Source organism: Halopenitus malekzadehii, assembly GCF_900108505.1.
Classification (GTDB): domain Archaea; phylum Halobacteriota; class Halobacteria; order Halobacteriales; family Haloferacaceae; genus Halopenitus; species Halopenitus malekzadehii.
The window spans coordinates 85,441-95,786 of the sequence record NZ_FNWU01000008.1; the positions used below are offsets into that span (position 1 = coordinate 85,441).

The following is a 10,346-nucleotide window of genomic DNA, read 5'->3' on the forward strand; positions in this document are numbered from 1 at the left end:
GAGGCGGACGCGCGGGACGTGGCCGACCTCGTCGAGTTCCGGATGGACAAGGCCACGGACCCGATCGACCAGCTCGCAGCCTACGACGGCGAGTTGCCGATCCTCGCCACCAACCGAAACCGCTGGTTCGGTGGGACGGCCGACGACGACGGCCGCCTCGACACTCTCGTTGCTGCCTCCCGGTTCGACGACGTCGCCCTCGTCGACCTCGAGTTGGAGACGGCCCGGGGCACCTCGTGGATCGTCGACGACCTCCGCGCGAACGACGTCGACGTCGTCGTCTCCCACCACGACTTCGAGTCGACGCCCGACGAGGAGGTACTCGCGGCGATCGTCGCCGAATGTGCCGAGTACGGCGACGTCGCCAAGGTCGCGACGTTCCCATCCGACCTCTCGGACACGCTCACGGTGCTCGAGGTCGTCCGCGCGGCCACCGCGGCCGGTCGATCCGTCGCGGGGATCGCGATGGGCGAACTCGGGAGCCACGTCCGCGTGATCGCCCACGTTTACGGGTCGAAACTCGGATACGCGCCGCTCGTCGACGACGACGCCGACTACGCGCCAGGACAGATCCCGCTGCGGCAGCTCGCCGCGCTCATCGAGTCCACGCGCGTGGAGGATGCGACGTTCGATGCCGGCGACGTTCCCGCGGTGCTCGACGGAACGGACGCCGCACCGCCCGAGCGCCCGCGATCGGATTGATAGCGCCGATCGTTCGTCGCCGACCGATCGCCGTCGATCGTGGCGGTGAACGCGCCGAGTGCGGCGACGACAGGCGGATCGATCCGCCGCGAGCGTGCGTGACCTCGGCCTCTATTCGTGCGCGAGTCGGTCGACGTCGGCGAGGATTGCGCTCGCCGTCTCCGGGCCGCCGGCGCCCGGACCGGAGACGTTGAGCTGGCCGGCGTGCTCGGTCTCCAGTTGGACCGCGTTCGTCGTCCCGGTCGGCGCGAGCGCGGCGTTCTCGGGAACGAGCCGCGGGCCGACGCGGATCTCACCCGCACGAACCTCGACGATCAGCCGAACGGTACGCCCGTCCTCACGGGCCAACTCGAGCACGCTGCCGGGGATGTCGACGATCCCCTCGACGTCCGCGTCCGCGAGGGTGTACTCGCGTCCGTCCGCGAGGACGTTCGCGAGGATGACCCCCTTCAGCGCGGTGTCCGTTCCCTCGACGTCGAAGGACGGGTCCGTCTCGGCGACGCCCATGTCCTGTGCCTCCGCGAGGACGTGCTCGTAATCGAGCCCCTCGGCGGCCATTCGCGAGAGCACGAAGTTCACCGTGCCGTTGAGCACGCCCCGGACGGCGGTGATGTGGTCCGGGCCGATGTCGGTGATCGTCGAGAGGACGGGCATCGCGCCGCCGACGGTCGCCTCGAAGAGGACCCGCCCCTCGCTGTCGGCCTCCAGCTCGCGAACGTCGCCGTAGCGTTCGGCGACCGGCCCCTTGTTCGCCAGCACGACGTGTCGGTCGCGACGCAGAGCGGCCTCGACGTGGGACATTCCCGGCTCGGCGTCGCCGAGCGTGGTCGGCGTCGCCTCCACGAGGACGTCGTAGGTGGCTGCAAGCGCCTCCTCCGGGTCCGCGTCGCCGACGACTCCCTCGTGCTCCTTGCGCTCGAGGACGGTCGGCGCGTCGATGCCGTCGGCGTCCACGACGGCGCTCCGGGAGTCCGCGAACGCGGTCACGTCGTGACCGTACTCGCCGGCGAGCTCGACGACCGAGGAGCCGACGGCGCCGGCTCCCATCACCGCGAGCCTCATCGGTCGCCTCCCGTGGTGAGCGGCTCGATGAGACGGAGGTCCTTCTCCTCGGCGACCTCGCGGATCCCCTCGAGCACGGAGTCGGTCGCGCCCGATTCGGCCGCGATGTCGAGCCGTGCACTCGAGGTGTCGGCGGTGCCCTCCGGCGCCGACAGCGAGAGGTCGGTCACGGTGGCGTTCGCCGACGCCTGGATCCGCGAGAGCGTGTCCGAGAGGTCCGTCTCGATCACGTCCCCCGACAGCACGATCGTCAGGCCCTCGCTGTAGCGCTCCGTGCCCGCCTGCACGACGTTGATCCCCGCATCGTGGAGCGCGTCCACGATCTTCTCGAAGCGGTCCGGGGTGGCCTCGATGTCGACCTCGACGGGGACGTGCCCGCGCGGCGTGACGTTCCCGCGTTCGTGGAAGATCGACAGGAGGTTACCGCCGTTGTCCGCGATCGGCTGGAGCGACCGGAGCAGCTCGCCCGGCTCGTCGACGAGCTCGAGCCGGAGGGTGTACGCCCGGATGTCGTTCTGGGAGTCACTCATCGATCGACCACCGTCCGTTCGCGAAGGCGCTCATTATCGGGACCAGTCGTGGGACTCGTATAAGTATTGACTTTCCGGTGGATCGTCGGGCGTGGACGACGCCGCCGGGACGATCACGACCCGGAGATCGTTGACGTTCGTCCCCGTCGGTCCGGAGACGAGCAACGCGTCGCGTCGATCGAGGAACGGCAACGCATCGTTGTCGGCCAGTCGCGCCTGGGCCTCCCGGAGGATGCCGTCCGTCCCATCGGTAGAGGTCGTCCCGTCATCCGGAACCGTCTCCTCGGTGACGATCGCGCCCGCCGCGTCGGTCGGGCCATCGATCCCGTCCGTGTCGACCGTGGCGACCGTGGCGACCGTCGCCCGGTCCGTCAGTTCGATCGCGGCACTCAACGCGAACTCCCCGTTCGGGCCGCCCCTCCCGTCGCCGTCGACCGTGACCGTCGTCTCACCGCCCGAAACGACCGCGGCCGGGGGCGAGACCGGCTCGCCCGACTGACGGATCTCCTCGGCGATGGCGACGTGCGTCTTCGCGGCCTCACGCGCCTCGCCCCGGACCGACGTGGAGAGCAACAGCGTCTCGAATCCGGCCGTCTCGCAGGCCTCGGCGGCGGCGGCACAGGCGGTCCGGTTGGTCGCCAGGACGTGGATCGATGCGGCGGCGACCGCCGGATCAGCCGGCGTCGGCGTCTCGAGGCGGTCCCCTTCGATCCCGGCGCGGAGCAGTCGGCGGACCGAGTCGGGGGCGTCGACGCCGTACTCCGTCAGGACCGCGAGCGCGTCGCGATACGTGGTCGGATCGGCCGCGAGCGGCCCGCTCGCGACGACCGCCGGATCGTCGCCGGTTACGTCACTGATGAGCAGGCCGACGGTCGTCGCGGGCGCGAGCGTGCGGGCAAGCCGGCCGCCCTTGATCGCCGAGACGTGTTTTCGGACCGCGTTGATCCGTTCGATCGGCGCGCCGCTCTCGAGAAGGGCATCGGTCAGGGACGCGAGTTCGTCGGTCGTGATCCCCTCTGCCGGGGCGGTCAACAGCGCGCTGCCGCCGCCGGTGAGCGGCGCCAAGACGAGCGTTCCCTCATCGGCATCGCGTGCTCGGCGGCGGAGGCGGCGCGTCCCCGCAGCGTTCGCCTCGCTCGGGACGGGATGGGTTCCCTCGACGACCTCGATCGGCCCCGCGGGAACCGGCTCGTCCGTCACGACTACCCCGCCGTCGAGTCCGTCGCCGAGCCGGTCGGCGAGAGCGCCGGCCAGCCGGCCGGCGGCGTTCCCGCCGCCGAGCACGATCACCTCGTCGTATGCGGCCAGGTCGTATCGATCCGTCCCGACCCGGAGCGTGTCCGTCGAGACGGAGACTGTCTCGTCCACGACCGTCTCGGGACGGGCGGCGTCGATCCCGTCCGCGATCGCCGCGACGGCCGTAGCTCCGGGTTCGGAGGCAGCCGCCGGCGTCGGATCGAACATAGCGTGGCTGTGGCGCGTACGGCCAAAAGGATTGCCGCGATCGATGTCCGTCGAGCCTCGTTGCCGCTTCCGCTTCGGCCCGCTTCCGCTTCGGCCCGCTTCCGCTTCGGCCCGCTTCCGCTTCGGCCCGCTTCCGCTTCGGCCCGCTTCCGCTCCGGCTCGAATCCGGGCGCTCAATAGAGCGCGTCGGCGATGGAGTCGTCGAGGTCCGAGAACTGCGCGAGGTGTTCCTCGCGTTCCCGCCGAAGCTCGGTGAGCCGCTCCTCGTGGTTCTCCAGGGTGCTCGCGACGTCGAACCGGCTCACGTCCATCCCGGGAACCGCCGCGGGAACCGTCAGGTCCGTCGCCTCGTCGGTCGTCCACTCGACGGTCCCGCGCGCGATGGACCGCAGCAGCGTGATGGTGTCCTCGACGCCGACGTCGACGTCGCCCACGCTGCCGGTGTTGAGCACGTAGCAGTCGACGTCCAGGTCGGCGATGAGGTCGCGGAATCGGTTGCCCTCCTCGCCCTCCGAGCCGACGATGAAGGGGTTGGTCCCGACGACGCGGATCGACTCGCCGGCCGCCGTGGGGTCGCCGGCGCTCGTCTGGATCGACTCGCCGAGCATGAACGCGACCGCCGCCTCCTCCGGGGTAAGCTTCGCGACGGGGGGCATCGCGGGGTTGCGCGTGATGAAGAAGACCTGATCGACCGTGTCGAGGTCGATGTCCTCGCCGGCCGAGGACAGCTCCTCGCGCTGAATGATCGCGCGGCCGTTGGTCGTGTATCGGTCGCTGTCGAAGTCGACCGTCCCGTCCTCGGCGACGTCGACGTTCTCGAGGATCGCGCTCTCGTCGGTGGTCGCGTCGTACATCGCGGGCTCGGTCTTCCGGTCGAGCCCGTGGGTCTTCACGAACAGGCCCTGTCCCTCGCTGCCCGCCACGGATCCGTCCGGAAGCAGGGCACAGACGTCGTCCTGTAGCATCGTCGCGTCCTCGGGCTCGTCCAGCCAGAGGCCGTGTGCCGTCAGGGTCGACTTGCCGGTTCCCGACAGCCCCAAGAAGAGCTGGCCGATCGTCTCGAGCCCCTCGGCATCGTCGGCGTCGATCGCCTCGCCGACGTCGTCGGCGGGCGACTCGACGTCCTCCGTCAGCAGCCGAACGCGCTTGCTGCCGGCGTGCAGCCCCAGCCCGCCCTGCCGTTTCGCGTAGTACATAAACAGCCGCAGGAAGGACTTCTTCGCCTCGCCGGTGTAATCGCTCCCGACGATGGCCGTGAAACCGGCCTCCGGCAGGATCCGGACGGCGACGTCCTCCCACTCCGGGATCTGGACGGTGTAGAAGTCGGGCTCACGATCGCCGTCGACGGGTTCGAACAGCTTCGCGACGGCCAGCGCGATGCGTCCGTACGACTTCGGGACGTAGAATCGACAGACGTAGGTGTTGTCCGGATGCCGGCCGACCTGGCGGTCCAGACAGACCATCTCGGCGTCCGCCGCGAACTGGACGACGTCCGCGATGAGTTCCTCGTCTTCGGCGTCGAACTCGTGGTCGATCGCGTTCGTCGTCGCGTCGGCGTTCCGCGACCGCTCGCGACTGACGTACGAGGGCGACCCGAACTCCGTGGTGGTTTCGAGGTCGCGTGAGAACGATCGTAACCGTTCGAGCGACGGATTGTAGATGACGTTCTCGGCTGTCTCCGGATCCGGGAGCGCCGAGGATGGGTGCCGAGCCGCCATCAGTGGCTTGGACATCGTGTCTAAACAGGGCGCAGGCAGACTCATAAATCTGTATGGATCCTCGTTCCCGTTCCGATCGGTACCTTTTCGCATACCGGAGACAGCCCCGCCTTCGCTCTCTGGAGTACGTTCGCCATCGTTCGTTGGTGGCGATCGTTGGTTCGGTTGGTGGCGATCGTTCATTGGTGGCGATCGTTGGTCCGGTTGGTGGCGATCGTTCGTTGGTGACGATCGATGGTCCGGTGGACGGAGGCCGTTGGTCCGCCGGTTGGGAGACCACCATCGATCCGCTCTCCACGCGCCTGCCGATGGGGTTTGACGACGGCTCCATCTCATCTGAAATCTGTCCATTCTACGTTCATAACGGATTTTTTACCGGTTTATATTGAATTATTAATCGATCGGTTTTACACCGATATATTTGTAATCTCTCGGAACGAACGGGCCGGTATGAGCGAGACATCACGGCCGAACACGAAGGTCGCACGCGTCATCGATGAGTACGACCTGGTCGGGAAGGGAGCGGAACTGGAGGATGCCTGGACCGGCGCGACTGGAGAGCGAACGAGCCTGCGAGATCTGGCCGAGGAGTTCAACCGATCCGTTCTCGAGGCCGCGCTCAGGCAGGCTGGCGAAGCGGTCGCCGAGACCGACATCGACAGCGCTTATCAAACGCTCACCGACGACGACGTTCCGCGGGCCGACGAGATGCGCAAACGGCGTGACCTCGAGGATTCGGGCGTCGACGTTGACGAGGTTCTCTCGGATTTCGTCACCCATCAGGCTATTTATACGTACTTGACTGAATACCGCGAGGCGGAGCTGCCGGACCGGTCTGAGAACCTGCTCGAACGGAAGACCGAGACGCTCGAGCGGCTGCAGGGACGGACCACGGCCGTCACCGAGTCCACGATCGAGACGTTGGTTTCGGGGGACAAACTCACCGACCGGGACTACGAGGTGTTCGTCGACGTCCGTGTCGTCTGTAGTGACTGCGGTACCGATTACACCGCGAGCGAACTGCTTCGACAGGGTGGCTGCGACTGCGACGCCGGAACCACCTGATCGATCGTCCGCCGGAATCGCCTGATCGCCCCGCCCATCGAAACCGTCCGATCGACCATCCGTCGGGATCGTCGATCCGCTGTGAGCGCTCTTCGACCCCGGTTGTGACGGTTCAAGAGGTGAACAGTTATCAGTGAGGCGTTCGTTACGCCACCAATGAGTAGTCGCGAGACGCCCGCGCGAGAGGTCCGCGTGGCGGCTGAAAACATCGGGGGAATCGACTCGGACGAACTGACGTTTGCACCCGGAGTGACGGTACTGAGCGGTCGGAACGCGACGAACAGAACGTCGTTCCTGCAGGCGATCATGGCCGGACTCGGCAGCGAACGGTCCTCGTTGAAGGGCGACGCCGACGAGGGGTTCGTCGATCTGGAGATCGGCGAGGAGACATACACGCGAACGCTCACTCGACACGGCGATCAGGTCTCCTACGGCGGCGATCCGTATCTCGACGACCCACAGCTGGCCGACCTGTTCGCGTTCCTGCTCGAGAACAACGAGGCTCGTCGTGCCGTCGAGCGCGGCGACGACCTTCGCGAGCTCATCATGCGCCCGGTCGACACAGCGGACATCGAATCGGAGATCACGGAGCTCGAACGCGAGAAACAGCGCATCGACTCCCAGATCGACGAGTACGAGCGCCTCCAAAGCGAGCTGCCGTCGCTCGAGACGGAGCGGACCGAGATCGAGGCGGACCTCGAGGAGGCGCGCGCCGAACGCGAGGAGGTGCAGGCGGCGATCGAGGAGGCCGACGTCAGCCTCGAGGAGAGCCGGTCACAGAAACAGGAGATCGAGGATGCCTTCGACCGGCTCCGGGAGGCCCGGTCGGATCTCGAGGACCTCGAGTTCGAGCTCGAGGCGGAACGGACGACCCTCGCGGACCTCACCGATGAACGCGACGAGTTGGAGTCGCGGCTCGCGGAGGCCGAGGCGGCCGATGAGGACCCACAGCGGCTTGCGGGACGCATCGAGGAGCTTCGAAACCGCCAGCGCGCACTGAACGAGACGCTCAGCCAGCTGGGCAGCGTCATCAGCTTCAACGAGGAGATGCTCGAGGGTGACGGCCTCGATCTCGAGGAGGCCGACGTCGCGGGCGACGGCGGCACCGGCGAGCTGACCGACCAGCTCGTCGCCGAGGCGGATCGGACGGTCTGTTGGACCTGTGGGTCGGAAGTCGACGCCGACCGGATCGAGGAGACCGTCGACCGTCTGCGTGACCTCCGCACCGAGAAGCTCAGCGAGCGCAACGAGCTGCAGGAGCAGATCAACGACCTCACGTCAAAGAAGTCCGAGATCGAGCGAACCGAACGCGAGCTCGATCGCGCTCGCCGCCGGCTGTCGGAGATCGAAACCGAGATCGAGACGACCGAGGAGCGGATCGCGGACCTCGAGGAACGGATCGACGACCAGGAGGAGCGCGTCGAGGAGCTCGAGGACGAGACCGAAACCGTCGGCGGGGAGTACGACGACGTGCTCGAACTTCACCGCGAGGCCAACGAGTTGGACCTCCGGATCGACCGGCTCGAGTCCGACCTCCAGGACATCGACGACCAGATCGAGGAGCGCGAGAGCGCCGAGGCACAGCACGAATCGTTGCAGGATCGACGCGAGGAGATCGCCGAGGAACTCACCGAACTCCGGACGCGCGTCGACCGGATCGAGGAGGAGTCGGTCGAGTCGTTCAACGAGCACATGGCGTCCGTCCTCGAGGTGCTCGAGTACGACAACATCGAGCGCATATGGATCGAGCGGAAGACGCGGAACGTCCGTGAGGGGCGCCGCAAGGTGACCAAGAGCACGTTCGATCTCCAGATCGTCCGCGTGGCCGACGACGGAACCACCTACCGGGACACGATCGACCATCTGTCGGAGAGCGAACGGGAAGTCATCGGCCTCGTGTTCGCGCTCGCGGGCTACCTCGTTCACGAGGTCTACGAGGAGCTGCCGGTGATGCTGTTCGACTCGCTCGAGGCGATCGACTCCGACCGGATCGCGCGCGTCATCGACTACTTCGAGGAGTTCGCCGACTACCTGGTCGTCGCGCTGCTGCCCGAGGACGCCGAAGCCGTCATCGACGCGTCGACGGCGGTCGCGGAGTTCTAACCGCCGGCGTCGGCTTGACGGATCGGTCTGGATGGGTTGGGATCGGCTCGGTCATCTCGTAACATCGATCACCCGAACCTGTCCGTTCACAATTATTGATTCACGGTTGATGTGTCTCGATCGCGAATCCGGGGATCGCCGGGATCGGGTCCGCGTTTCGGCCGTGGAGCGGGCGGGAGCGCCGGTCAGGAGAAGTCGGGGCTGCGCCCCTCGAGGAACGCGGAGACGCCCTCCTCGTGGTCGGGCGTTCCGTAGGCCAACGACTGGGTCAACAGCTCCTGTTCGAGCGCTTCCCGCCAGTAGGTTCCCAGGTTTTCGTGCATCGCCCGCTTGGCGAGCCCGATCGTTTCGGAGGGCCGTTTTCCGAGCGTCTCCAGGAGGTCGGCGACGGTATCCTCGAGCTCGTCCGCCGGGACGGCATCGTTGATCAGTCCCAGCTCGGCCGCCTCGGCGGCGTCGAAGAAGTCGGCGGTGAACGCGAGCCGTTTCGCCGCCCGCAGTCCGACGAGCTTCGGCAGGAGGAACGTTCCGCCGGTGTCCGGCACGAGTCCGACGCGGACGAACGCACAGCCGAAGGTGGCGTCCTCGGCCGCGTACGCGAAGTCGCTGACCGCGGTCACGGCCAGCCCGGCGCCGACGGCATCGCCGTTCACCTTCGCGACGATGGGAACCGGGCTCGTCATCGCTGACTCGACGACTTGCCCGAGCGTGTCCTGTACGCGCTCGAAGGATTCGGCCGCCGTCTCCTCGCGGGCGGCCATCGCCTCAATGTCGCCACCCGCGCTGAACGCGTCGCCCTCCCCCGTGAGCACGATCGCGTCGTGGTCGTCCGTCGACGTCCCCGATATCGCCTCCGCAAGGTCCCGTGCGGCCTGTTCGGTGAACGCGTTCTTCGCGTCGGGCCGGTCGAACGTCACCGTTCGCACCCCATCGCTGTCGCTGATTTGCATACCTATACGGTCGGATCGCGGCCTCAAAAGCGTTCGCAGACGTGCCGGACCCATCGAGGCGGGGCAAACGGCACGCGACCTCGCGACCTCGCGACGCCGCCGTCGATCCCCTCGGCCCGACACGACCCGGTTCGGGCGCGCGGCGACGCCGCGCGTCCGCTCCCGACGCGAGACTGATTCAGAATTCGGTACATAAGTACCGATTATACAGCATCGAGGAGAATACCTGACCCTTTAGGGTCAGGATGAATCCGACAACCCCTACACAATCCACCGTCGATAGCCCGACTGGATATTTCACCGTCCTCAAACCGAACATCTATAAGAGATTCGAGTATAAGTGATTATACGGGCATTCAGAATGCTGGAACTCCACCGCACTCACCGAGCGAAAATCCTCAACCACAGCCAAGTGGCTGAGATGCTCGACCGGCACGGGTGGTCGGCCAGCAAGCTCTGGAACGTCGCTAACTATCACTCCCGCCAAGTGTGGGAGGATACGGGTGAGATTCCCGACCACGGCGACCTCAAAGACGAGTTGAAGACTCACAACAAGTACAAAGGATTGCATTCGCAGTCCAGTCAGCGCGTTCTGGAGGAACTCGCTGAAGCCTTCAACTCATGGTACGGCAAGAGGCAGTCCGATAATCGAGCGAATCCGCCCGGCTACCGCAAGACAAACTACTACGACCAAGAAGGCCGTCGCGTCCACGAAGAACACCCCCGTTCGACGGTGACGTGGAAGCAGAACG

9 protein-coding genes and 1 pseudogene are annotated in these 10,346 nt (G+C 66.8%); 5 read left to right on the plus strand and 5 right to left on the minus strand.

The features are described 5' to 3' along the window. Positions 1 to 18 precede the first annotated feature (18 nt). Entirely contained in the window at positions 19 to 702 is a 684-nt protein-coding gene (locus BLW38_RS11640) for a type I 3-dehydroquinate dehydratase (protein WP_218143060.1), read from the plus strand. Positions 703 to 813: 111 nt separating this feature from the next. Here the strand turns inward: BLW38_RS11640 and BLW38_RS11645 are convergent, their stop codons facing one another. The 4 genes from BLW38_RS11645 to BLW38_RS11660 all read right to left on the minus strand — a co-directional run bounded on the left by BLW38_RS11645 (position 814) and on the right by BLW38_RS11660 (position 5,491). Further along, complete coding sequence (locus BLW38_RS11645) at positions 814 to 1,764, minus strand: homoserine dehydrogenase (RefSeq protein ID WP_092817397.1); 951 nt, start codon at positions 1,762 to 1,764, stop codon at positions 814 to 816. Then, positions 1,761 to 2,294, minus strand: coding sequence for an amino acid-binding protein (locus BLW38_RS11650; protein WP_092817398.1), 534 nt, complete (start codon positions 2,292 to 2,294; stop codon positions 1,761 to 1,763). Before BLW38_RS11650 ends, BLW38_RS11645 begins: the two co-directional genes overlap by 4 nt. Before the next feature lie 33 nt (positions 2,295 to 2,327). After that, the gene (locus BLW38_RS11655; protein WP_092817399.1) at positions 2,328 to 3,758 is read right to left on the minus strand and encodes a glycerate kinase type-2 family protein; all 1,431 of its coding nucleotides are present in this window, start codon (positions 3,756 to 3,758) and stop codon (positions 2,328 to 2,330) included. A 173-nt stretch (positions 3,759 to 3,931) separates the two neighbouring features. Continuing rightward, complete coding sequence (locus tag BLW38_RS11660) at positions 3,932 to 5,491, minus strand: phosphoenolpyruvate carboxykinase (ATP) (RefSeq protein ID WP_092817400.1); 1,560 nt, start codon at positions 5,489 to 5,491, stop codon at positions 3,932 to 3,934. Between the two features lie 131 nt (positions 5,492 to 5,622). On the opposite strand from BLW38_RS11660, the gene BLW38_RS15920 reads away from it, so the two are divergent. From BLW38_RS15920 to BLW38_RS11670, 3 genes are all read left to right on the plus strand, one after another. After that, the gene (locus BLW38_RS15920) at positions 5,623 to 5,865 is read left to right on the plus strand and encodes a hypothetical protein (RefSeq protein WP_143040873.1); all 243 of its coding nucleotides are present in this window, start codon (positions 5,623 to 5,625) and stop codon (positions 5,863 to 5,865) included. A 61-nt stretch (positions 5,866 to 5,926) separates the two neighbouring features. Continuing rightward, positions 5,927 to 6,541, plus strand: a complete 615-nt coding sequence (gene rdfA / locus BLW38_RS11665) for a rod-determining factor RdfA (protein WP_092817401.1) — start codon at positions 5,927 to 5,929, stop codon at positions 6,539 to 6,541. Positions 6,542 to 6,697: 156 nt separating this feature from the next. Beyond that, positions 6,698 to 8,644, plus strand: a complete 1,947-nt coding sequence (locus BLW38_RS11670) for an archaea-specific SMC-related protein (protein ID WP_092817402.1) — start codon at positions 6,698 to 6,700, stop codon at positions 8,642 to 8,644. Between the two features lie 185 nt (positions 8,645 to 8,829). On the opposite strand, the gene BLW38_RS11675 is transcribed toward BLW38_RS11670, so the two are convergent. Further along, a complete protein-coding gene (locus BLW38_RS11675) occupies positions 8,830 to 9,594 on the minus strand; it encodes an enoyl-CoA hydratase/isomerase family protein (RefSeq protein WP_092817403.1) in 765 nt (254 codons plus the stop codon). A gap of 361 nt (positions 9,595 to 9,955) precedes the next feature. On the opposite strand from BLW38_RS11675, the pseudogene BLW38_RS11680 reads away from it, so the two are divergent. Continuing rightward, positions 9,956 to 10,346, plus strand: a pseudogene (locus tag BLW38_RS11680) (RNA-guided endonuclease InsQ/TnpB family protein); the annotation flags it as partial.